Source organism: Paenibacillus swuensis (genome assembly GCF_001644605.1).
Classification (GTDB): Bacteria; Bacillota; Bacilli; order Paenibacillales; family DY6; genus Paenibacillus_N; species Paenibacillus_N swuensis.
Genome location: NZ_CP011388.1, coordinates 533,903 through 557,730, shown reverse-complemented (window position 1 = coordinate 557,730; position 23,828 = coordinate 533,903). Strand labels below are relative to the sequence as shown.

At 52.3% G+C, this 23,828-nt stretch carries 18 protein-coding genes; 14 read left to right on the top strand and 4 right to left on the bottom strand.

From position 1 onward, the window contains the following. Positions 1-12 precede the first annotated feature (12 nt). Positions 13-462, bottom strand: a complete 450-nt coding sequence (locus SY83_RS02460) for a hypothetical protein (RefSeq protein WP_068603945.1) — start codon at positions 460-462, stop codon at positions 13-15. Positions 463-643: 181 nt separating this feature from the next. On the opposite strand from SY83_RS02460, the gene SY83_RS02455 reads away from it, so the two are divergent. The 4 genes from SY83_RS02455 to rocF all read left to right on the top strand — a co-directional run bounded on the left by SY83_RS02455 (position 644) and on the right by rocF (position 5,822). Continuing rightward, entirely contained in the window at positions 644-1,696 is a 1,053-nt protein-coding gene (locus SY83_RS02455) for a DUF3048 domain-containing protein (protein WP_068603942.1), read from the top strand. Positions 1,697-1,814: 118 nt separating this feature from the next. After that, entirely contained in the window at positions 1,815-3,266 is a 1,452-nt protein-coding gene (locus SY83_RS02450; protein WP_068603940.1) for an NAD-dependent malic enzyme, read from the top strand. A 206-nt stretch (positions 3,267-3,472) separates the two neighbouring features. Then, positions 3,473-4,792: an RNA polymerase factor sigma-54 gene (rpoN, locus tag SY83_RS02445; RefSeq protein WP_068603938.1), complete on the top strand. Its 1,320-nt coding sequence runs from the start codon at positions 3,473-3,475 to the stop codon at positions 4,790-4,792. Positions 4,793-4,916: 124 nt separating this feature from the next. Beyond that, entirely contained in the window at positions 4,917-5,822 is a 906-nt protein-coding gene (gene rocF, locus SY83_RS02440) for an arginase (RefSeq protein WP_068603936.1), read from the top strand. 332 nt (positions 5,823-6,154) lie between these two features. On the opposite strand, the gene SY83_RS02435 is transcribed toward rocF, so the two are convergent. Together SY83_RS02435 and SY83_RS02430 are read right to left on the bottom strand one after the other, a co-directional pair. Beyond that, the gene (locus SY83_RS02435; RefSeq protein ID WP_068603935.1) at positions 6,155-7,573 is read right to left on the bottom strand and encodes an amino acid permease; all 1,419 of its coding nucleotides are present in this window, start codon (positions 7,571-7,573) and stop codon (positions 6,155-6,157) included. A gap of 1,226 nt (positions 7,574-8,799) precedes the next feature. Continuing rightward, complete coding sequence (locus SY83_RS02430) at positions 8,800-10,347, bottom strand: sigma-54 interaction domain-containing protein (protein WP_082882264.1); 1,548 nt, start codon at positions 10,345-10,347, stop codon at positions 8,800-8,802. A gap of 288 nt (positions 10,348-10,635) precedes the next feature. Between SY83_RS02430 and SY83_RS02425 the strand changes: the two genes are divergently transcribed. The 4 genes from SY83_RS02425 (at position 10,636) to SY83_RS02410 (ending at position 17,057) form a co-directional block, all read left to right on the top strand. Next, the gene (locus SY83_RS02425; protein ID WP_068603932.1) at positions 10,636-11,847 is read left to right on the top strand and encodes an ornithine--oxo-acid transaminase; all 1,212 of its coding nucleotides are present in this window, start codon (positions 10,636-10,638) and stop codon (positions 11,845-11,847) included. Positions 11,848-11,868: 21 nt separating this feature from the next. Continuing rightward, positions 11,869-13,191: a Glu/Leu/Phe/Val family dehydrogenase gene (locus SY83_RS02420; RefSeq protein WP_082882263.1), complete on the top strand. Its 1,323-nt coding sequence runs from the start codon at positions 11,869-11,871 to the stop codon at positions 13,189-13,191. 68 nt (positions 13,192-13,259) lie between these two features. Next, positions 13,260-14,837, top strand: coding sequence for an L-glutamate gamma-semialdehyde dehydrogenase (pruA, locus tag SY83_RS02415; RefSeq protein ID WP_068603930.1), 1,578 nt, complete (start codon positions 13,260-13,262; stop codon positions 14,835-14,837). Positions 14,838-15,500: 663 nt separating this feature from the next. Beyond that, positions 15,501-17,057, top strand: coding sequence for a hypothetical protein (locus tag SY83_RS02410; RefSeq protein ID WP_157279770.1), 1,557 nt, complete (start codon positions 15,501-15,503; stop codon positions 17,055-17,057). 196 nt (positions 17,058-17,253) lie between these two features. On the opposite strand, the gene SY83_RS02405 is transcribed toward SY83_RS02410, so the two are convergent. Further along, positions 17,254-17,826 (bottom strand): aminotransferase, encoded by a 573-nt coding sequence (locus SY83_RS02405; RefSeq protein WP_157279769.1) that lies wholly within the window; start codon positions 17,824-17,826, stop codon positions 17,254-17,256. 290 nt (positions 17,827-18,116) lie between these two features. Here SY83_RS02405 and SY83_RS02400 point away from each other — a divergent pair, with 290 nt between their 5' ends. The 6 genes from SY83_RS02400 (at position 18,117) to rlmD (ending at position 23,525) form a co-directional block, all read left to right on the top strand. Further along, positions 18,117-18,407, top strand: coding sequence for a YerC/YecD family TrpR-related protein (locus SY83_RS02400; RefSeq protein ID WP_068603922.1), 291 nt, complete (start codon positions 18,117-18,119; stop codon positions 18,405-18,407). A gap of 96 nt (positions 18,408-18,503) precedes the next feature. After that, positions 18,504-18,851 (top strand): DoxX family protein, encoded by a 348-nt coding sequence (locus SY83_RS02395; RefSeq protein ID WP_068603920.1) that lies wholly within the window; start codon positions 18,504-18,506, stop codon positions 18,849-18,851. Positions 18,852-19,310: 459 nt separating this feature from the next. Further along, entirely contained in the window at positions 19,311-20,192 is an 882-nt protein-coding gene (locus SY83_RS02390) for a sirohydrochlorin chelatase (RefSeq protein WP_197479946.1), read from the top strand. A 61-nt stretch (positions 20,193-20,253) separates the two neighbouring features. Beyond that, positions 20,254-21,183: a diacylglycerol kinase gene (locus tag SY83_RS02385; RefSeq protein WP_197479945.1), complete on the top strand. Its 930-nt coding sequence runs from the start codon at positions 20,254-20,256 to the stop codon at positions 21,181-21,183. 61 nt (positions 21,184-21,244) lie between these two features. Further along, a complete protein-coding gene (locus SY83_RS02380; RefSeq protein WP_197479944.1) occupies positions 21,245-21,808 on the top strand; it encodes a type 2 periplasmic-binding domain-containing protein in 564 nt (187 codons plus the stop codon). A 31-nt stretch (positions 21,809-21,839) separates the two neighbouring features. Further along, positions 21,840-23,525 carry a 23S rRNA (uracil(1939)-C(5))-methyltransferase RlmD gene (gene rlmD, locus SY83_RS02375; RefSeq protein ID WP_082882261.1) on the top strand — a complete coding sequence of 562 codons (1,686 nt, stop codon included), beginning with the start codon at positions 21,840-21,842 and terminating at the stop codon, positions 23,523-23,525. The last annotated feature ends 303 nt before the right edge of the window (positions 23,526-23,828 follow it).

The window sequence follows — 23,828 nt, the reverse complement described above, 5'->3', positions numbered from 1 at the left end:
GAGAACACTCCTTTATCTTCGCTCAATCAACCGATCCGATACCATATGCAGCACCCAGCCCCAATAAACCACGTACACCACTAAACCGTAAAGAATCATCCATAACGGATAAACGTTACTGCTCAGCAATGATATTGCAATTACTAAGAAAATAACAGCTCCTAGCGCTCTAATCACATTCAAAAATGCAACACCCCTCGAGGGTAACAGCATCGTAAACATAAAAGATTTCTTCCTATATCTCATGAGACATATCGCAAAAATAACAAGATGCAGTATCACATGCAACCCAAGCACCAACATTGGGATGACCACTAAGCCCAACCCCGCCGCGGATACGTTATCTGCTTCCACGGGAAGTATGCTCGGCTCCAGTAACGAAATAGTCAACATCTGATAGCTCACCGCAACGTGACCAAGCGCTAGAACCAACGAAGCAACAAATACATAAGTACGATTCACCCTAAACCCCCTATCTTGATTTCAAAAACATACCATATTTTGAAATGATTCGTCACCAGCTCCCCCCACATTTTCCCCGCCCAAAAAAGGACTCACCGCCTGCTTGTGGAATATAACCTAAGCGTCCGAATCGGACAAGGCTCCACATCACTACTAACATGAAAAGGCAGGTGCCACTTCTATGAAGACCATCTCTTCCCAACGCCAAATGCTACTGGCCCTATCGGCCGCATTCATGATAACAGCCGCAGGCTGCAGCAACACGCCCGTCGCGGAGGAGCCCGCGGTGCAGAACGAAACACCCGCACCAACGCCCGAGCCGACGCCGGAGCCAACACCAACGCCGCCCGCGGAGCAATTCGCCGCGCCCTTGACGGGGCTGGGTCTACCCGCGGCGTTAAAGCTCCGACCGCTCATGTTCATGGTCGAGAACTCCCCGCGGGCGCGCCCGCAAAGCGGCCTGGATCAAGCCGACATCGTCTACGAGGTGCTCGCCGAAGGCGAAATCACGCGCTTCCTGGCCGTCTACCAGAGCCGGACCGTAGATACGATTGGGCCTGTGCGGAGTATTCGGCCGTATTTTGTACAGCTGGGAGAGGAACTGGATGCCGTCATGGTTCACGCGGGGTGGAGCCAAGAGGCGATGAACATCCTAAAGAGCCACAAGCTGGATCACTTCGACCAAGTGTACGGCGATGACAAATACTACTGGCGGGACAAATCCCGCAAAGCGCCGCACAACCTGTACAGCAGCGTCCCCAAAATCCGCGAGGCGGTCACGGACCGCAAAAAGCGGGAGGACTGGGTGCCGATGCAGCTAACGTTCGCGCCTGCGGACGCCGTGCCTGTAGGTGCTCCTGCCGCCAAAGTCGGCATTCCCTACATTGCCGGCTACGATGTAGCTTACGAGTACGATGCGGCCAGCGGCAATTACAAGCGTTTCATGGAAGGCAAGCCGCATGAGGACCGCGTAACCGGGAAGCAACTGACGGCCACATCCCTGCTGATCGCCTACACCGACCACCGCATCACGGACAAGGTCGGACGTCGCGACGTCGACATCTACGGCCCGGGCAAAGGGCTCCTCATTTACAGAGGCGTGGCGCAAGAGGTCACCTGGGAGAACAAGGACGGAGCCATTCGCGCATATAAGGACGGGAAGGAAGCGGGTTTCCTGCCGGGGCAGACGTGGGTACAGATCGTTCCTAACAACACGAAGGTTACTTTAGAGTAGAGTGAACGGGAAGTGTGCTAATGGTTTCTTTTGGGCAAAAAGGAATAAAGCTTCAATAGGTGGCACAGATCTTGCTTTGTTAAGGACAGTACCTTAATAAAATTCGGGAGGCCAATCCATGAACCCCACAACACTTATCCAATCGCAATCGTCCTACAGCGGGAAGAGCGTCATTCTGCGTTTGGAGTTTAATTCGGAGTCGACCAAGTTCGGCCAGGTGGCATCTTTAATTTCGGAGAACGGCGGAGATATTGTCGCCATTGATATTATCAGCGGGAACAAATCCATCTCGGTGCGGGATCTCACAGTGAATGTGTCGGACACAGCGGATATCGACCGCATCACGGAAGCGCTCGGACGTACACCGGATGTGAAACTCGTTCACGTATCCGACCGTACCTTCTTACTGCATCTGGGGGGCAAAATCTCCATCACGCCCAAAACACCAATCCAAAACCGCGACGATCTGTCCCGCGTGTATACGCCGGATGTGGCGCGAGTATGTCTCGCGATCAAGGATGATCCGCAGAAAGCGCATACGCTGACCGTGAAACGGAACATGGTTGCCGTTATCTCGGACGGGAGCGCTGTTCTGGGCCTCGGTAATATCGGGCCTCACCCGGCCATGCCGGTCATGGAAGGCAAAGCGATGCTCTTCAAACAATTCGCGGACGTGGACTCTTTCCCGATCTGCCTGGACACGCAAGATACTGAAGAAATCATCCGAACGATTAAACATATAGCGCCTGCCTTCGGCGGCATTAACCTTGAGGATATCTCGTCGCCGCGATGCTTCGAGATTGAGTCCCGCCTCCGTCAAGAGTTGGACATCCCTGTGTTCCACGACGATCAGCATGGTACGGCCGTTGTCCTTTACGCCGGGTTAATCAATGCACTGAAAATCGTCGGCAAAGACATTCACGACCTCAAAGTTGTCGTTTGCGGGATCGGGGCTGCGGGGATTGCTTGCAGTAAGATTTTGCTGGCGGCGGGTGTGAAGAATCTGTTGGGTGTGGATGTTGAGGGGATCCTGAACGCTAATGACGAATATGCGAATCCGATGAAGCAATGGTACGCGGCCAATACGAACCCGGATCGGGTGTCCGGTGACCTGCGGGATGCGCTGCGCGGAGCGGATGTGTTCATCGGGTTATCGCGAGGCAACCTGTTGAACCGAGACGACATTCGCACGATGGCTAAGGATCCGATCGTATTCGCGATGGCAAACCCGACGCCTGAAATCTCGCCGGAAGAAATCGAGGATATTGCCGCCGTCATCGCGACAGGACGCTCGGACTATCCGAACCAGATCAACAACGTGCTATGCTTCCCGGGCATGTTCCGCGGCGCTTTGGATTGCCGTGCCTCGGACATTAACGAGGAGATGAAGCTGGCAGCCGCGGAAGCGATCGCCTCCATCATCAAACCGGATGAGCTCAACAAGCATTACATCATCCCAAGTGTGTTTAATACGGATATCGTTCGTTCCATACGTAAACAAGTCATTGAAGCCGCAATCCGCACCAAAGTGGCACGAAGAATACCGAGAGAATTCAACTCGCAGAACTAAATGGTTCGAAATGGTTGCTCCCGATGCCTTTGGCGTTGGGAGTTTATTTTTTAGGCGCCAATAGAAACATGCACATTCCACATCCATCCAGTGACAAAAGGGAAGCCTGAAATGTATAATCAAATTAAGAAATGAAAGCGGTTACATAATTATGAGCCGCAGTGTATTTTTATACAGCCCACCTTTGATACAGAGGAGGTTTGAACATGCAAGCGGGCGCAGGATTACAACTGGAACAAGGACTCAAACTATCCATCACACCTGAAATGCATCAATCCATTCACATGCTGCAGCTTTCGAACAGCGAACTATCAGACTACCTTTACGAGCAGGCTAATGACAACCCGTTATTGAACGTCCAGGAACCCAAACATAGATCCATATTTTTGAAGCAAAATAGGAAGAAATCGCCGTCGGCCACCCAAGTGAAGCCCGATGTGATGCACCGAATCCCCGCTTATGAACATACGCTGGAGGATAGCTTGGTTAGCCAATTGCGTATGAGTCATTTACCGCAGGAAGTGTTTCGGGCGGCCGTCTATATGGCGGGGAATCTGGATGATTCGGGTTATCTGGATGTTACGACGGAGCAAGTTGCCGTGGCATTGAGCATGGATTCGGAGATGGTCGAAGAAGCGCTGCGGCAAGTGCACAGACTCGAGCCTGCCGGCGTCGGGGCAAGGGATGTAAGCGAATGCCTGCGGATTCAGCTGGAGTGGAAGGCGGTTGTGCCGGTGGGAGCTCGCGAGATCGTATGCGGGTATCTAACCTTGTTGGCACAGGGGCGACTGGATCGGATAGCTGCTGAACTAGGCATATCTTTGGACCAAGTGAAGGAAGCCGTGGCCATGATTCGTAAGCTCGATCCGCGTCCCGGATTGGCATTAACGCCGCAACGAAATGTGTATGTGGTGCCAGACGCCAGGATTGAAGTACAAGGCGAGGAGATTACCATACTCTTGCTGAAGGGCTCGCTTCCAAAAGTAACCATTAACACCGAATACGCATCCATGGCCGAACAAATTCGATGTCAACCTACTGTTACGTATCTGAAAGAAATGACGCGTGCCGCCTCGGTGGTGTTGCGGAGCATGGAGCATCGGGAGGAAACGTTGTACCGTGTCATCCAAGCGATTATGCAGGAGCAAGAAGGTTTCGTGACAGGGGGCGTCGAAGGGTTGAAGCCCTTGAAACTGAAGCAAATCGCCGAACAGCTCGGACTTCACGAATCCACGGTGAGCCGCGCGGTCATGAATAAATTTGTTGAAACCCCGCGGGGCGTGGTGCCGCTGAAGTTCTTCTTCTCTTCCGGCTTGCAGACCTCGGGCGGAGAAGCGGCATCCAGTGTGACCGTGAAGGCCAAGATTCGCCAATTGATCGATACCGAGAATAAAATCAAACCTTTTTCGGATCAGAAAATTGTGGATGTTTTGGACCGGGACGGGATTCAACTTTCGCGAAGGACGGTAACGAAGTATAGGGAAGAGATGCATATTTTGTCATCAGTATTGCGCAAAACAATGTAGATTATGACGGACGCAAAGGTATAGATTGAGCGCAGACATGACCCATTTTGGGAGTAGAGAAGGCAGTTGGCACAGTTATTGCTTGTAGAATAGGTAGAGAGATCCGATAAGGAGAGGGAGAATTATGATGAGCACTGAAACGAAGGCACTATCCATACTTAGCGTTCCTTTCGGATACGGAGCAGGCCGCAGAGGTACTGAATTCGGGCCGGAGGCCATCCGTCTAGCAGGTTTGAACCGCCAATTGAAAGAGTTGGGTTTCCATATTGATAAGGAAGTGACCTTGCCTGTACCGAGCGAGTCGGGGGAAACGCATCCTAATTTGAAATACTTAAATGAAATTATAGAGTTAAACACGAACCTGGCGGCTGAAGTTGCGGGTGTAGTGAATCAAGGCGCGTTCCCGCTCGTGTTGGGCGGCGATCACAGTATTGCCATCGGTACACTGGGCGGTTTGGTGCAAAAGTATAAGAACCTGGGCGTCATCTGGTTTGACGCGCATGCGGATCTGAACACCGAAGAGACCAGCCCGTCCGGTAACATCCACGGGATGTCGCTGGGTGTCGCTATGGGGCGCGGGCCGTCCTTGCTGACGCAGATTAAGGGAGCGGGACCGAACCTGAAGCCGGAGAACATTGTGCTGATCGGCACGCGGCAATTGGATCAAGGGGAGCGGGATTTCATCCGCAGCTCCGGGATCAAATGCTTCACGATGCACGACATCGACCGCAAAGGCATGTCCGCGGTGATGGACGAAGCGCTGGCGATCGTGACGAACGGCACGGACGGCGTGCACCTGAGCTTCGACATCGACAGCCTGGATCCGCTGGAAGCGCCGGGCACCGGCACGAAGATCCCGGGGGGCGTGAGTTACCGGGAGGCGCATTTTGCACTGGAGCTGATGTGCGAGTCGAAAAAGATCACATCCGCGGAGTTTGTTGAAGTGAATCCATCCCTGGATTCCGGCAACAAAACAGCCCGGCTGGCTGTTGAACTGATCGCGTCCTTGTTGGGACAGCGTATATTGTAATGATTGAAGCCCGCCTCGTTGAGGCGGGCTTTGTTGTGGGTTGCGGTGCAGCCGGCTAACGAACTCAGGTGACGTTATTTGGGTGAAATAAGTTAGATTACAAATCTAACGAACTGGAACAACGCTATTCGTGGCAAATGGGCTTAAAACCATCATTATTATGCAAATAAGGTGTCTCCGATTCGTTAGATTCGCCAAACTGCTTAAATCGGTCGAATAGCGTTTCCTGAGTTCGTTAGCGCACAAACTAGCCATCTTATTAAAACTAATCAGAGTCTCAGCACTAAAAAACCCAAACCCGTAAAAGGTTTGGGCTTTAGCTTTATTTTGACCTAAAGCATATTCTTCTCGGCTACGGTTTTCGCTCTGGCGGTTTTGCCTTTCACGAAGAAGAAGTAGTAGAGATAGCACAGCGCCGCGAACGGAATGCCGCAATACAGGGCGATGCGTTGATCCTTGTCGAACGCGAGAGAGACCAGAACGAGAATGTTCAGAGTCAAACCCAGCAAAGGAAGGTACGGATACAACGGTGTCCGGAACTTCAGATCCTTGAGCTTGCCGCCGCTGGCGATGTATTTTTTGCGGAAGGCCAATTGAGATGCCGTAATGGCAATCCAACCGACTTGAGCGCCTAGACCCGCCAGGGAAATCAACCATACAAAGACGGTATCCGCCGCAACCACACTGCACAGCAGGGACAAGAACGCGATACCCATCGTTAGCATCAAGGAGTTCACCGGAATCCCGCGACGATTGACGCGTGTCATCACCGGGTTCAAATTGTTTTCTTTGGAGAGTGACCACAACATTCTTGTTGCCGCATACAATCCCGAGTTCCCCACCGACAACAACGCGGTCAAAATCACAAAATTCATAATATCCGCCGCATAAGGAATACCGATCGATTCAAACACCATCACGAACGGGCTTTCAATCACGCCTGCTTGTTCCCAAGGAATCAAAGCCGCCAGGACGAAGATGGCCAGACAGAAGAAGATAAGAGTGCGCCATACCGCCATGCGGATCGTTCTGGGAATGGTTTTTTCCGGATCCTCACTTTCACCGGCCGCAATGCCGATCAGCTCTGTCCCTTGGAACGAGAAATTCACCGTAATCATGGTCAAAATCAACCCCGTCCAACCATTCGGCAACCAACTGTTTTCATTCGTAAAGGCTGAGAACATCGGGGCTGCCGCGCCGCCGTTCATCGGAACCAATCCAAACATCACACCCAGACCCAGTATAATGAACAATAGAATGGCAATTACTTTGATACTGGAGAACCAGAATTCCGCTTCGCCAAACGATCTGGCGGATAATGCATTCAATATGAACAGGAAAGCTCCAAACACCAAACACCATACCCAGATGTCCACGGTCGGGAACCAGCGTTGCATGAGCTGACCTGATGCTAATAATTCGAGCGCCACGGTTACCGCCCAGCCAAGCCAGTAAATCCAACCTACCGTAAAGCCGGTGGCTCGGCCGATGTATCGGGAAGTGTACGTTTGAAATGACCCTGAGACAGGCATGTGTACGGAGAGTTCTCCGAGACAAGCCATCGTAAGATACATAATAAATCCGCCTACCATGTAGGATAGGATGGCCCCAATGGACCCGGCCTGTTGGATCGTGTAACCCGACCCGAGGAAGAAACCTGTCCCAATCACGCCGCCCAGCGAGATCATGAACATGTGCCTGCTGGTCATAGTCCGCTTGAGTTCGTTTGGTTGATCCGTCTGTGTAATCATCGCATTCGCTCCTTGATGAGAATTCGCAACTGTTGTTGTATACGTTTTCATAAAATAAGTTTGACTCTAACCTTACTAAGAAGCAATTATCATACCAAGTTTTAGGGGGGAAATCCATTTGGTAACGTTCCCATCCCGTTTAATCAGCGCGCCTGGGACGGCTAATCCTGTATATGTGCCGTGGCCCCGTTATCCCGTTCGCTCAGCCTGTCTGGACCAACTTATCCTTATTTTGTGCCATGGCCCCGTTATCCCATTCGCTCAGCACGTCTGGACCAGCTAATCCTGTTTTTGCGCCATGGCCCCGTTATCCCAATCGCTCAGCGCGCCTGGACCAACTAATTCTGTTTTTGTGCCATGGCCCCGTTATCCCAATCGCTCAGCGCGCCTGGACCAACTAATTCTGTTTTGGTGCCATGGCCCCGTTGTCCCGATCGCTCAGCGCGCCTGGACCGGCTAATCCTGTTTTTTGCACCATGGCCCCGTTATCCCGTTCGCTCAGCACGCATGGACCAACTAATCCTGATTGTGCGCCATGGCCCCGTTATCCCATTCACTCAGCGCGTCTGGATCAGCTAATTCTGTTTTTGCGCCATGGCCCCGTTATCCCAATCGCTCAGCACGACTGGACCAGCTAATTCTGTTTTTGCGCCATGGCCTCGTTATCCCAATCGCTCAGCGCGTCTGGACCAGCTAATCCTGTTTTTGTGCCATGGCCCCGTTATCCCAATCGCTCAGCGCGCCTGGACCATCTAATCCTGTTTTGCGCTATGGCCCAGATATCAACGTAACTTTATTAGAACTTGGCTGAGTCAATGGGATAACGCCCAAATGAGTGGAAATGAGATAGGTATCGGGTTAGTTTCAAAGGTAAAGGTGATGTTGAAAGGTACCAGACTTGGGCTGAGTGAATGGGATAACGCCCAAATGAGCGGAAATAAGATAGGTATTGGGTTTGTTCAGAGGTAAAGGTGATGTGTCGTTGAAAGGTACCAGATTGGGCTGATTGAATGGGATAACGCCCAAATGAGTGGAAATGAGATAGGTATCGGGTTAGTTCAGAGGTAAAGGTGATGTGTAGTTGAGGGGTACCAGATTTGGGCTGAGTGAATGGGATAACTCCCAAATGAGTGGAAATGAGATAATTAACTTACCATTAGGACTGTTAGCGAGGCGAGGTGCAAAAAAAGAAGCCACCGCCAAAAATCTTGGCGGTGAGGAGCAAATTAATTTTGCGTTTGCTGTTGCTGGGTTTGGTGTGACGGCTGGAATTTTTTTAGCCTGTATTGAAGGCTTTGACGGCTGATGCCCAGTTCGCGGGCCGCTCTGGAGATGTTGCCGCCTTGGAGAGCAACAACTTGCTGTAGATAGGTTCGCTCAAATTCTTCAAGCTTCTGCTTAAGCGGCTTAATCTCATGCAAGTCGGCCATTAAGCCGTCCGTGGAGCCCGTGTTGGATGGGGACGTGCCTGTCGTGAGCTTGCTGCTGGCAGCGTCAATGCCGCCTGTCACGGGTACGCTGCCGGTGGCGCTGGATCTGCCATCAGCCGGCAACCCGGCCGCCAACGCTTTGACGACGCGGCTGGCGTGGTAGATCGGCATATGGTCCATGCCGATCAGGCTCTCGTCGTCCATGAGGTTCATGGACCCCTCGATAACATGCTGCAGCTCACGCACATTACCCGGCCAATCATGGCCGAGCAAGAAACGCTCCGCTTCCGTATCCACCCCCGTCACCTGCATCTGGAACAATGCATTGTATTTCGCGATAAAGTGCCGGACCAGCGGCATAATGTCCTCCGGCCGCTCCCGCAGAGGCGGGATCATCAACACGACGACGCCGAGTCGATAGTACAGATCCTTGCGGAGCCGCCCCTCCGTGACCGCGGTGATCGGGTCCTCGTTCAGCGCGGCGATGACGCGCACGTTGACCGCGCGGTCCCGGGTGTCGCCGACGCGGCGCAGCGCCTTCTCCTGCAGCACGCGCAGCAGCTTCGCCTGGAGCGCTAGTCCCAGCGAGTTGATCTCGTCCAGGAAGAGCGTGCCGCCCTCCGCTTGCTCGAACAACCCGGGGCGCTCCACCGCCCCCGTGAACGCGCCCTTAGCCGTTCCGAAGAGCAAGCTCTCGATCAGCGTGTCCGGCAGGGCCGCGCAGTTCTGCGAGATGAACGGGCGTTCCGCCCGGGCGCTCGCCTGGTGGATGCTCTGCACGAACAGCTCCTTCCCCGTACCGGTTTCACCGGCCACGAGGACGGAGGAGCTCGTGCGCGCCGCCCGCTCGCCGTGGCGAATTACCTCGCGCAAAGCCGCGCTCGGCCCCACAATGGAGGCGAAGTCGTACCGCAGTCCTCCTTCGCCTTTCCCCTCGAGCATCGTGCCTCGCACGAGGCGCTCGAGCTTCGTCACATCATTGGCGATTTCCACCGCCCCGATGACGCGCCCTTCCTCGAGGATCGGATACGTATGATTCAGCGTCGTAATCTTCTTCCCCTTATCATTAAAATACGTCTGCCGCACATTCTGCACAGGCTGCCCCGTGTTCAAAGCCTTCAGCAACGTGCTTTCCTGATCGCCGGAGAACTGAAACACTTCCTCAAGCGGCTTCCACAGCACATGGTCGCGGCTCATGGATTCGAGCTCCGTCATTTTGGCATTATAGATGAGAGAACGCCCGGATTCGTCGACGACGTGGACGCCTTCGTTGATTTTGTCGGTGACACTGCGGTATAAAGACAGCATTTTTTCCAGATGAGCGGTATCGTCCTGCATTGCCATAACACACCTTGCCTTCCTGTTACTCCAGATCCCTCGAGGACCGGCACAATCACTTTCACATATCTAACTCTACCCAACCTATTGTACCACCAAAAACGCTAACCGCCAAAATATTTTGCACAACCCGCAACCAAATTTTGCACACTGCCAATATTATTTGCACTCAAGAAACCTCATCACTCTTTTATCCCCATCCAAAAAGTTGGCATCGTTCTTGCTTGTATAATGGTTATGAAGTTGATTTATTTTGCAAAAACACGCGAAAACCAATAAGGAGGATTTCATCCTATGACACAAACGAACCGTATAATCGAACAAACCGAGAAATTCGGAGCCCATAACTATCATCCATTGCCTATCGTCATTTCCAAAGCGGAAGGCGTGTGGGTCGAAGATCCCGAAGGTAACCGCTACATGGATATGCTGAGCGCATACTCCGCACTGAACCAGGGGCATCGCCACCCGCGCATCATTCAGGCGCTGAAAGATCAAGCAGATAAAGTAACATTAACATCCCGAGCGTTCCACAATGATCAACTGGGCGAATTCTACGAGAAACTGTCCGCTCTGACGGGCAAAACCATGATTTTGCCGATGAACACCGGCGCTGAAGCGGTTGAAACGGCAGTGAAAGCGGTGAGACGTTGGGCTTACAATATCAAAGGCGTTCCGGCCAACCAAGCCGAAATCATCGTCTGCGAAGGCAACTTCCACGGACGGACGATTACCGTTACTTCGTTCTCTTCCTCAGAGGAATACAAAGAAGGGTTCGGGCCGTTCACACCGGGTTTTCGCATCATTCCTTACGGCGATATTGAAGCGTTGAAAGCGGCGATCACGCCGAACACAGCCGCGTTCCTGGTAGAACCGATCCAAGGGGAAGCGGGCATCGTAATCCCCGAAGAAGGCTTCCTGAAGCAAGCGAAAGCGCTCTGCGAAGAAAACCGCGTGCTGTTCGTTGCCGATGAAATCCAAACCGGCTTTGGACGCACAGGCCGCGTATTCGCAACCGATTGGGAAGACATCAAAGCGGACGTGTACATCATGGGTAAAGCGCTTGGCGGCGGGGTGTTCCCGATCTCCGCGGTTGCGGCGGACGAAGAAGTGCTCGGCGTATTCGGCCCAGGTTCCCACGGATCCACGTTCGGCGGTAACCCGCTTGGTTGCGCTGTAGCGATCGCATCGCTGGATGTGCTCGAAGAAGAAGGACTTGTGAAGCGTTCCCTAGAATTGGGCGAATACTTCATCACCAAACTGCGCGAGATCAACAACCCGGCGATCGTCGACATCCGCGGACGCGGCTTGTTCATCGGCGTGGAACTGTCCGGCGCGGCTCGTCCTTACTGCGAGAAGCTGAAAGAACTGGGCTTGTTGTGTAAAGAGACGCATGAGACGACGATTCGTTTTGCCCCGCCGCTGGTGATTTCCCAAGAGGATCTGGACTGGGCGATTGAGCGGATCAAGCAAGTATTGAGCGTATCCGAAGCCGCAGCGAAATAAACCAATCGGAGGAACCTTCCCATGACGACCACGAGTACGAAGACCGCAGCCGAATCCGCTCAGAACGCATCGCTTCAAGTTGCGCAAGGGGTGGTGCCGGTTGCTGAAAACATCAGTGTTTTTGAACGCACACAGGAAGTGATCCGCACGGCTCTGGAAGTGATGAACTATAACGATTCATACTATGAGCTGTTGAAAGAACCGCTTCGTCTGCTCACTGTGCGGATCCCGATCCGTATGGATGACGGTAAAGTGAAGGTGTTCGTAGGCTATCGCGCGCAGCATAATGACGCGGTGGGACCGACGAAAGGCGGCATTCGCTTCCATCCCGACGTTACCGAGGAAGAAGTTAAGGCGCTGTCGATGTGGATGAGCATCAAATGCGGCATCACCAACCTCCCCTACGGCGGCGGCAAAGGCGGCATCCAATGCGATCCGCGCACGATGTCGATGGGCGAGCTGGAGCGTTTAAGCCGCGGGTACGTTCGCGCGGTCTCCCAGATCGTGGGGCCGACGAAGGATATCCCGGCGCCGGACGTGTTCACCAACGCGCAGATCATGGCGTGGATGATGGACGAATACAGCCGCATCCGCGAGTTTGACGCCCCGGGCTTCATTACGGGCAAGCCGCTCGTGCTCGGCGGTTCCATCGGCCGCGAGTCTTCGACCGCGAAAGGTGTTACGATTGTGATGCGCGAAGCGGCGGCGGCTATGGGCATGTCGATTCCGGGTTCACGCGTGATCATTCAGGGCTTTGGGAACGCAGGGAGCTTTTTGGCGAAATTTTTGTACGATGCAGGGGCTAAAGTGGTTGGAATTTCGGACGCTGTGGGCGCACTATACAATCCGGACGGCCTCAATATTGACGAGCTGATGGATAAGCGGGATTCCTTCGGCACCGTGACGAACCTGTTCCCAAGCCGTATTACGAATCAGGAGCTGCTGGTGAAAGACTGCGATATTCTGGTGCCGGCCGCTATTGAGAACCAAATTACCGAGAAGAACGCTCACGATATTAAAGCCCGGATTCTGGTGGAAGCGGCCAACGGACCGACGACGACGAAGGCGACCGAGATTTTGTCCGAACGCGGCGTGCTGATTGTACCGGATGTGCTTGCCAGTGCGGGGGGCGTTGTCGTATCCTATTTTGAATGGGTGCAGAATAATCAGGGTTACTATTGGACCGAGGATGAAGTGAACGAGCGGCTGGATCGCATTCTCACGGATGCCTTTCACAACGTATACGACACTTCCCGCACGAAGAGAGTGCACATGCGCCTGGCGGCTTACATTGTAGGTTTGCGCAAAATGGCCGAGGCCTCCCGCCTCCGCGGTTGGTTATAGTAGGCAGTAGGCATTGTTCGCCGGACATCATATACTAAAGGATATACAGAAAAGGAGAGAGCTAACTTATGACAACTCACACAAACACTACAGGCATTTCCCCATTCCAAAATGAAGCTTTCGTCGATTTCAGCCAACCTGAGAACAAGAAAGCGATGGAAGACGCGTTAACGAAAGTAAGAGCAACTCTGGGTAAAGACATCCCTCTTCATATCGGCGGCGAGAAGATTACGACGGAAGACCGCATCGTATCCATCAACCCGGGTAACACGGACGAAGTGATCGCATCGGTCAGCAAAGCGAGCAAGGAATTGGCGGAGAAAGCGATGCAAACGGCTTTGACCGCGTTCGAGAGCTGGAAGCGCGTCCCTGCGGCAGAGCGTGCGGGTTACCTGTTCCGCGCGGCCGAATTGATGCGTGAGCGGAAGCATGAGTTCTCGGCGATGATGATCTTCGAAGCGGGCAAAAACTGGCCGGAAGCCGAAGCCGACACAGCCGAAGCGATCGATTTCATGGAGTATTATGCGCGCGAAATGATTCGCTTGAGCGAAACGAACGAGCACAAGCCTTTGACGAAAGTGCCTGGCGAAGATAATAAGCTTAGCTACATTCCATTGGGCGTAGGCGTTGTTATTCCGCCGTGGAACTTCCCGCTGGCAATCTGTGTAGGTATGGCGACAGCAGCGATCGTGTCCGGTAACACGGTATTATTGAAACCTGCATCCGTAACTCCTGCGATCGCGCACATGTTCGTGGAACTGATGGAAGAAATCGGCTTGCCTACGGGCGTGCTGAACTTCATCCCGGGCAGCGGCGCGGAAGTGGGCGACTACTTGACGACGCATCCGAAAACACGCTTCATCTCCTTCACAGGCTCCAAAGAAGTAGGACTTCGCATTAACCGTCTGGCGGCTGAAACCGCTCCGGGCCAAATCTGGATCAAGCGGATCGTTGCGGAGATGGGCGGCAAAGACGGTATCGTGGTTGACGAGACCGCGGATCTGGAAGCAGCGGCTTCCGCGATTGTCGCTTCGGCATTCGGTTTCCAGGGGCAGAAGTGTTCCGCGGGCTCCCGCGCGTTCATCGTCGAGTCTGTGTACGATGAAGTTGTTGAGCTGGTAGCTGAGAAAACAAAGGCGCTGCGCATTGGTGTGCAAGAAGAGAACTTCCCGATCGGACCGGTTTCCGACAAAAATGCCTATGAGAAAATTCTCGAATATATCGAAATCGGCAAAGGCGAAGGTCGTCTGATCGCGGGCGGCGGCAAAGCGGAAGGCAACGGCTTCTACATTCAGCCTACCGTGTTCGCGGATGTGGACGGTAAAGCGCGTATTATGCAGGAAGAGATTTTTGGACCTGTTCTGGCGCTGGGCAAAGCCAAAGATTACAAAGAAGCGATCGCGCTGTACAACGACACCGAGTTCGGCTTGACAGGCGCCTTCTTCTCCAAAGAAGAAGACCGCATCGCGTACGCGCTCGAAGACATGCATTGCGGTAACTTGTACATCAACCGCAAGTGTACCGGCGCCCTAGTCGGCGCGCATCCATTCGGCGGCTTCAACATGTCGGGCACCGACTCCAAAGCCGGCGGCCACGACTACCTGCTGCTGTTCACGCAAGCGAAAATGACGGCGCGTAAGATATAAGCTTTAGGATTTAAGATTTGCAAGTGAAAGAGCCGGTCCTTGACCTGGGGTTCCTTAGGAACCTTGGGGTTAGGACCGGTTTTTTGTTGTGGCAGGCGAGGGAGTAGTGGCAATCGGCAGGAGGTAGTGGCAGGGTAAGGGATGTTAAGTAATTGATAGCGTTAGGGAGTTGTTAGCGGCATGGTAGCAGGTAACCGTTGGGTAGACATGCGCCAAGGTGATGGAGGCAGGGAGAATGTGCTAATAGAGCGGTAGTAGGTTAGCGGTTAAGTAAATCAGGTGCAGGATCGGTCAGTGTGGAGTGAAGAGTGGTCGTAGTGGAAGGTGGGAATGAAAGGCGCCAATATGAATGATTAAATAGTGAATCACTATTTAATTCGTTCATATTGGCGAACGCGCAAAATTTAAATAGTGTTTTACATCTTAATTTGCTGAAATCCTGCCAAAAGGGCCGATTCGCGGGAATTAAGATGTGATTTGCTACTTAAATTCTGGAGTTTTGCCTATCCCTCCGAATTAAGTAGCGAAACACTACTTGTTCAAACGCGCGACCAGATCGTTTCTTGCGCCCGAAGCACTAGCATGCTGTCGAACAATGTAACCAAGGGAGGGGCAATTTGCGCATGACCTTGTGTTCATTACAGAATACGGAAACTGTGGTAAATGTATAATGATACAAAGTGTATCATTATACATGATAGAGGAGATGAGTGGGTGAGAAGCATAAAAAAACTGGTAACTTTCATTACCATGCTGTGTATCCTCTTCACGATTCCGTTTCCCGCATTTGCGAACGGAGCGGAAAACTCGTCGGGTGCGGGCGGATTTCCTCCCCTGCAGCTTGTGCAGCGTTGGGTGAAGTGGTACGACGCGCTAAATAACAGAGAGTGCGCGGAAACCGCCAGCTGCCAGAAACGCGACGAAGAGATTAGGGCTGTCAAGGCGTTTAGAGACCAGATTAAAGCTCTGGATTCTAATAACCCAGATCATCTGGCCTTGGTGGACCCGCTCTGGAATGAAGTGAAATCTCAATTTCCCGCTGGAGAACAGCAGGCTATTAGAAAAGAGCTGTTGGAATGCATCAAGCTGTTGGGAATCGCTTATACCGGAGATAGTCGTGATTTAGTTCAACTCTACAAAGCGTTTCAACCCAAACAGGGATTGCTGCAGAAACTATCTAAGCAAGCAGGGATTGAAGGCGGAATCCGACTTGCGGATGCCGTGGAGTTCCTATTCGGCAGTCCAAGCTACAAAGGATTTGAACAAGGTTTTAACGACTATTGGAGAAATACGGAGTCAACCGAACTTTTTGCCATGATCCAAAGTAAGGATTCTTCAAGGTGGTATATCAGCGAGGCCAAAATTCTACAAAAGCTTCTGAAGAGGCCGGATGCAAACAACAATAAGGTAGCGAAGCTTATAAACTATTACAAGCTGCTGTCTCCCCAGACGATGCTAGCCCTTGGAAATCAGGATCAGATAGCCACACAGCTCTTAAGCAAATATCCTGCGGCACGCAAAGCCGTCTTCAATGCCTTGATACGAGCCAATATGAAGATTGACACCAAGATCACAAGAGGAGGAACATTCGCGGAAACGAGCCTCAGTGTGTTCGGTCGCGTTATACAGCCTGCGAAAACATACAGCGGTACAAGCGAAGAAGAAAAATTTGTGAGCTATCAATGTAATCCCCAACACAACTCAAGTTGTTTCCAAACAAATAAGGTTCATGATGAACATTATGTATATAACCAGTTTATTGATATGCCAATTTACAAGGAAAGGGGAGGTGCCCAAGTAAGCTATACTTTATTGACAGGGACAGAAGCCTCCACCTTAGCCGTGACCAAGCAGATTGATTTACAAAGAAAACCACTTTATTCGAATCTGCGACCTTATGATGTGTATATGAATGTTTTAATGTCCGAAGAAGACGAGAATAACGAGTATATAATGCTATATAATTTTGGATGGCGGCATAGGTCGGATAATGGCGCACCTGACTCCTATGTCATAAATGAAGTGATTAATCATGATGAAAGCTTGGTTTATTACGATAATTGGGAGAAACCATCTGCAAACAGTTTTTATTGGGATCGTTCTCGGCTTGGTGTGACGCATACCTATTATATTTACGCAATCTATGGAGATAAAGTCAGCACCCCATTAAAATATGAGTACACCGCGCCAGACTCGTTATTTGAACCCCCGTACCGATAAAAATATTAACATCATAGCGATAGTATAAAACTAGATTCACATCCGGTTACGTTGCGTCTCTTGGAGGCGAGGCATACCGGATGTATTTGTCTTGCAAGGCGTAAAAACTCCGTCCCGGCATTTATTGCCGAAACGGAGTTTTCGATGTGCTGGAGTACGACTTATGAGTGTGCTGAGCGGCCTGGCCCTAGCTAACCTACCGTTTGCGCTTGGCGCTGGTTTTGCGGCGGGCGGTGCTGGTGCCTTTGCGCTTACGGCGTTTGCGGCGCGGGCGATAGTCGTCGGCGTCACTGGTGTCGCCGGACTTGGACTTGGCGAAGGAGCCCGCCAGCAGTTTGATCATCGGCGCCATTTGCTGCATGCTGGACATCAGCTTTTGCGCTTTGGTCATGGTGGAGAGGATTCCGTCGATGCCGCCCATCCGGTCCACGAAGCCGGAAATGTCCTTCAAGTTCGGCATGGATGACAGCAGATTCTTGGCCGAGGCTAATCCCCCGCTTGTAGCGGAGACGGTTTCGACCGGCGCGGCAGGAAATGTCGGTACCGAAGGCGAATAACCTCCCGTAGGGAAACCGCCGCCCGCGCCACTACCGCCACCGCCAAACAGGCCGCCTTGACCTCCGCCTGGGCCGGCGACCGGAAAGCCTGGACCCGGTCCCGCGCCAGGAGAACCGAACAATCCGCGTTGCTGTCCGTGATAAGCGGTTACTTTTGGTTGGTAAACCACCACGTCGTTGCTCCGATATGCGGCATATTTATCGTTATGCATGTATTTTCACACCCTTTTTCCATCGAATAGTGGATTCCCTTGCGGCCTGGTTGGAAAACTCCGCTCAAGCACAGGGATGATAGTGTAGTCTATGTCATGGGCGTTGCGGCCGTATGGACGTTTGTCTCGGGTGGAGGGAAGTTTTTCCGGGAGATGAGCCTAAAGTGTGGGGAACTCTGCTGTTCAGCGCTGAAACAGTTTCGCGATGCACTGCAATATAGCGTCAATGCTTGAATCCTTTAAGCAAATAAAGTAAAATTATCTTTATGTCATAGTAGGGGTTGATACGGTTGCAGCTGAAGAAGTTGAATGATAAATCCATTGATCAGTTATTCGAATCCATTTTGACGTTGAAGAGCGTTGAGGAATGTTATATATTTTTTGATGATTTGTGCACGGTGAACGAGATTCAATCTTTGTCCCAACGGCTGGAAGTGGCGCGTATGCTCGGCAAGGGGTCGACGTACAACCAGATCGAGGCGGAGACGGGCGCAAGCACGGCAACGATTTCGCGGGTGAAGCGGTGTCTGAACTACGGCAACGACGGGTACAAAATGGCGCTAGATCGCCTAGGTCGTTAATCATCTATACTATTCATCACATGAACATGGAGAAACCGGCTTTCCTTCAGGGGAGAATCGGTTTTTTTGATTAGAGCTGAGAGGGGGGCATTGTATATGCATATGTTGTCCATCGTGTTGCAGGTTATATTGGCGGTCGTTTTTCTGGTTACAGGGGGAGGCAAAATCGCAAGAGTGAAATCACAGGTGGAGGGTTTCTCGCACTTGGGATTGCCGATGTGGTTCCTGACGGTGACAGGGTTGGTGCAAGTGGTTGGGGCGCTCGGTATGATCGCGGGATTGTGGTATCCGGCTTGGGCTGTGTTCGCGGGTCTATGGGTAGGGGGTACGATGCTTGGCGCCCTTGTTTCGCATATTCGTTCCAAAGATTCGTTCCGTAAAGCTTTACCGGCCGTGGTTTTGGGCGTGATGGCGTTTGTGGTGGCTGGGGTTAATGGGCTGTAAATTGTATGTGTCCAAAATATTACATCATCTGATATAATTATAAACGCACAGTTGACTTGGGTAGGGAAGTATCGCCTCCGGATGGAGGTGATGCCTATGACGTTTACTTTCTCGGAAGTGATGATGTTGGGGATGTTCATTCTCGCGTTGTTAACGTACTTGAAGAAACGAAAATAGCCCGCTCTGGTTTGGCCCCGGCGCGGACTATCTCTGGTAAAATGGAGGTTCCCGCTCACAATTGTGTCGGGGGAGTGGTAGTGGGCCACTCTCTCCTACTTCTATACTTATCATATCACCACGAATATATGCTTGTAAATCAGGGAACTCGGAAGGGTTCCTTTATTTTTTTAATGGAGCGCACACAAGGGCACGGTTTGTTGATTTCTTGGGCAGATTCGGGTAGCATCATATATAGATGAAATGTACGTGCAGCAAGCGGATAGGAGGGTTTCGGAGCGGATGAGTATAATGGATAAAATACGCCCCGGCGTGCTGGTCATCAGCCACGGTTCGCGGAGCGCGGAATGGGTTCGTTTGGTGGATGAAGCGGTGGCGCAGATGCGGTTTGGGCAACCAGCGGCAGCGCTAGGTGGCGGCCCATCGGATGAAGAGCCGCGGGCGATGCCGGCTGATCGAGACCATGGACATTCGATTATTCCTGTAGAATCTTCTTTTCTGGAGATTGTGGAGGGACGACTCATTCAGGACGGGATTGATCGTCTAGAGGCGCAGGGCGTCACAGATATTATTGCAGTGCCGCTGTTCGTATCCTCGGGGAGCACGCATGTCGATGAAATCTCCTGGTCGCTTGGCGTGGTGGAGGAACCGAAGCTGGAGACGGATCTGGAGCTGATGCGCGTGAATGCGCGGGTGCACTGGTGCCGGCCGATGGATGATGAACCCGAAATCGCGGCTATGCTATGGGAGAAGGTTCGGGAGCTGTCGGTGCGACCGGAGCGGGAAATTCTTTTGCTAGTCGGACATGGCAGTAAAGAAGAGGGTTTTCACGAACAGTGGCAGCAGGTGCTCAGCTCCTTGGCGAAGCAGTTGGGCGAACTCGGCGGCTTTGCGGCGACGGATACCGCAATGTTATTGCCGGAGCAGGCGGCGGAACGGGTGAAATACTGGCAACGGGAGCGTCCGGATTGGGATGTGGTGGTGGCGCCTTTTTTCCTAAGTGAAGGGTATTTTACGGAAACGGTGATTCCGACGAGGCTGCAAGGGTTAGAATATCGTTATAACGGTCGGGCGTTGCTCCCTCATCCGCTGGTGGCGGAGTGGTTGAATCATCGGGTGGAGAGCGCGTTATCCCGGCTTACCAGAACGGCATTAAAGACATGAATACGATTGGATTCCATTATTCCAAAAATGTACGTATAAAAGCTGAGTAGGTGAGGATCGCATGGCAGAGACGTTGATTCGGAGAGCAAGATTAATATATAACCCTTCCTCGGGCAGGGAAGAAATCAAGAAGAGGTTGCCTGAAATTCTGCAGCGCTTGGAGCAAGGCGGCATTGAGACCTCTTGCCATGCGACCACCGGTGAAGGGGATGCAAGCGCAGCGGCGGCCGAGGCGATTCGGCGCGGGTTCGATATCGTCATCGCGGCTGGCGGAGACGGTACATTGTACGAGGTTATCAACGGCATGGCGGGGATGGAGAATCGTCCGGCGCTGGGGATTTTGCCTTTGGGAACTACGAATGATTTTGCCCGTGCGCTGGGGGTTCCGAAGCAGTTGGATTTGGCTTGTGATTTGATTATCGCGGGGTATGCGAAACCGATTGACGTGGGTCGGGCGAATGACAAGTATTTCATCAACATTGCCGGCGGTGGTTCCATGACGGAGCTGACGTACGAGGTGCCTTCCAAGCTGAAGACGATGATCGGGCAACTGGCCTATTATATGAAGGGTCTGGAGAAATTGCCGCGGCTGCGTCCGATTGAGCTGTATGTAACGGCGGAGGGTGTCGAGATTCATGAGGAAGTCATGTTGTTTCTGGTCGCGAATAGTAACTCGGTCGGCGGTTTTGAGAAGTTGGCACCGGATGCATCGCTCAACGATGGGATGTTCGATGTGTTGATCCTGCGCAAATGTAACCTGGCGGAGTTCATCCGTCTGGCCGGCATGGCGCTTCGCGGCGAGCATATGAATGATCCGCATGTGATTTATTTTCAGACGAAGCATCTGCAGATTACAGCGATCGACAACGTGCAAATCAACTTGGACGGCGAGCTGGGCGGGGTGTTGCCTTGTACGTTCGAGGTGTTGCCTTCGCATTTGAACATTTATATGGATGAGACCGGGAAGAGTGCTTATGGGGATCATACGTAGGACGTGGTGACTGCTTCTATAAGGCTGAGAGGTGCGACACATGGATATACGCAACCCTGATATGAGAAAGCGCGAATGGATTTTTCAAGTGAAGTTTGTAGGTATGTTGGTCTTGATCGTATGTGGCATATGGTTCGCTTTCAAATTGGTGCTGCCTTTATATGAATACAATATTCCGAATAATCGCGTGGACATTCAATTTGGCATTGAAGAATTTGTAGGCAGTCCTGTATCGATTCATGGTATCAAGGATATAGTTGATAAGAAACTAGTGTTATATGTAGTAAATAAAACAGGACAGGTCGGGGATGCGGAATTATCTCAAGGTCCCTTCGGAAAGTTGAAGTTTGAGCGAAAAGGCTTAGGATCCATGAATATACGCAGCCGGGTAATGGAAACTGAGGAAGGGCAATATTTGTGGATCGCAGGTAGGAATTTAGTGGGGATCGCGCGTGCGGAGGCTAGCTTCTATGATGCTGATTCCTTAAGTCTGGCTGTGCCGACGGGAAATATGTTTATGGTCAGTGCGAAGCTGGCTTCGCGGACGCAGAACAGTTTTGCTGGTGAGATAAAATACTTTGATCGCAGAGGACGGGAAATTCCGCCTAAACAATACATGGATTGATAAATGACAGCAATGGAGTGGACGGTTTTACATGAGCAAAAGACGGGGTAAAGGCGCGGGAGCGGGCAAAGGTGCAGGGGTTCGCGAGGGTGTCAGTGCAGGAAGTAAAGCCGGTAAAGGAGCAGGTGCTCATATCGGTGCCAGTTCAGGGAGTAATGTAGGCAATAGTACAGGTGTTGGGGCCATTGATAGCAGATCTGTTGCGCCAGTAGAAAAAAATCAAGAAGTGACCGTCGAGATCTTTGGATTGAGTCATGATGGCGAAGGGGTAGGCCGCGCGGAGGGCTTTACCCTTTTTGTGCAGGGAGCATTGCCAGGAGAGACGGTAAGGGCCAAGGTAATGAAAGTGAAGAAACAGTACGGTTATGCAAAGTTACTGGAGATTCAGGTGCCGAGTGCGGAGCGGACGGAAGCGCCTTGCCCGATTTATAAGCAATGCGGGGGCTGCCAGTTGCAGCATATGACGTACGAGGCGCAGCTTGTGCATAAGCGCCAGCAAGTGGTGGACAGCTTGGAGCGGATCGGGAAGTTGCAAGTGGCTGGGTTTGTGACGAAGAAGGACGAGCGTGCGGGTGATGTGGTGGATGCTGCGGCGGTGGACGTGAACGTTCAAACTGAGAGCAATGAACAGGGCAGCGGTGAAGCAAACGTTCGAACCGAGAACAATGATTACGGTAGCGGGGAAGCAGGGATTATTGTGCATCCGACGCTCGGTATGCAGGATCCTTGGCGGTATCGGAACAAGGCTCAGGTGCCTTTTGGAATGGAAGAGGGCGGTCTGGTTGGCGGGTTCTATGCGCAGGGGTCGCACCGGATTGTTGATATGGAAGCATGTCTGATTCAGCATGAGCAGAACGATGATGTGGTGCGCCAGGTGAAGGAGATTGGTCGGAGTCTGGGCGTGCGGGCTTATGATGAGACTTCCGGGAGCGGGTTGCTGCGTCATGTGGTGGTGAAATATGGGTTCGCCACAGGTGAGGTGATGGTCGTACTCGTGACGAACGGTGATCGCATCCCACGCGTGGACGAGTGGATTGAGGGCATTCGTGCGGCGGTGCCGGGGGTGCAGAGCATCTGCCAGAACGTGAACACGGCGCGAACGAATGTGATTTTCGGCGGCGTGACGCGGGTGTTGTGGGGGCGTGATGTAATCCACGACACCATTGGCGATGTGAAGTTCGCGATTTCAGCGCGAAGCTTCTATCAGGTTAATCCCGTACAAACGGAAGTGTTGTACGGGAAGGCGTTGCAGTACGCGGCGCTGAGCGGTCGGGAGACCGTAATTGACGCGTACTGCGGCATCGGGACGATCACTCTGTTCCTGGCACAACATGCGAAGCATGTGTACGGCGTTGAGATCGTCCCCGAGGCCATCGACGACGCCCGCGGCAATTCCCTGCTGAACGGAATCACGAACGCCACCTTTGCCGTAGGCAAAGCGGAGGAAGTGATTCCGGCATGGAAGCAGCAGGGCATCGCGGCCGACGTCGTCGTGGTGGACCCACCGCGCAAGGGCTGCGACGCCGTGTTGCTCGACACGTTGCTGGCGATGCGTCCGGAACGCATCGTGTATGTGTCGTGCAACCCGGCTACGCTCGCGCGCGACTTGCGGGTCCTTGCCGACGGCGGCTACATCGTCGCGGAGGTGACGCCGGTGGACATGTTCCCGCATACGGTGCATGTGGAGTGTGTGGCTTTGTTGGTCAGGCAAGACTAATAGTTGTGGTGTATTGGCGTATACAGCAACGGAGCGGGTAAAGTCCCGCTTCTTTATTTTACTATATGTTCAATAAGGGGGCTGTTGATATTCGTCCTTTGTTGTATCCCCACCCACTAGTGAAGATAATTTATTAATCAATAGTGAAAGTTAAGGCTTGTAACAGCCCCTACCGTATCGGCGGAGATAGAAAAACTGGAGGTTGATAGTTTTAATATTGACGTAAAATCAGCTTTCAACCTATTCCCCAAATAAATAACCCTATTCTTCACTTATCCTCCCTACAAAAACACCTTACTTACC